A 399-nucleotide genomic window follows, 5' to 3' on the forward strand; every position below is an offset into this window, starting at 1 on the left:
GGGAGCCGTCGCCCTGACCCTGCCCGCCGGATTGGTGGAGGACGCCAAGAAGCAAGCGCGTACCACCGGAAATACTTGTCAGTAACAACGTCTAGCCCCAGCTCACCAGCGGTTCTACGGTGCCCACATGCCGAACCTGCCCGATGTCGTGCTGTGGTCGATACCCGCGTTTGTGCTGCTCACCGTGATCGAGGTGATCAGCTACCGGCTCCATCCGGACGAGGATGCCGCCGGGTACGAGGCGAAGGACGCCGCGACGAGCGTCGGCATGGGACTCGGGAGTCTCGTGTTCGACTTCCTGTGGAAGATCCCGATCGTCGCCCTCTACACGGCGATCTACGAGCTGACCCCGCTGCGTGTGCCCGTGCTGTGGTGGACGGTCCCGCTGATGCTGCTCGC

Annotated in this window: 1 pseudogene; it reads left to right on the forward strand. The window is 64.4% G+C overall.

Annotated features, from left to right (window positions below):
* Positions 1 to 127: 127 nt before the first annotated feature.
* Positions 128 to 399, forward strand: a pseudogene (locus AOK15_RS46675) (sterol desaturase family protein); the annotation flags it as partial.

The sequence above is a fragment of the Streptomyces ossamyceticus genome (genome assembly GCF_001418475.1).
Classification (GTDB): Bacteria; Actinomycetota; Actinomycetes; order Streptomycetales; family Streptomycetaceae; genus Streptomyces; species Streptomyces ossamyceticus.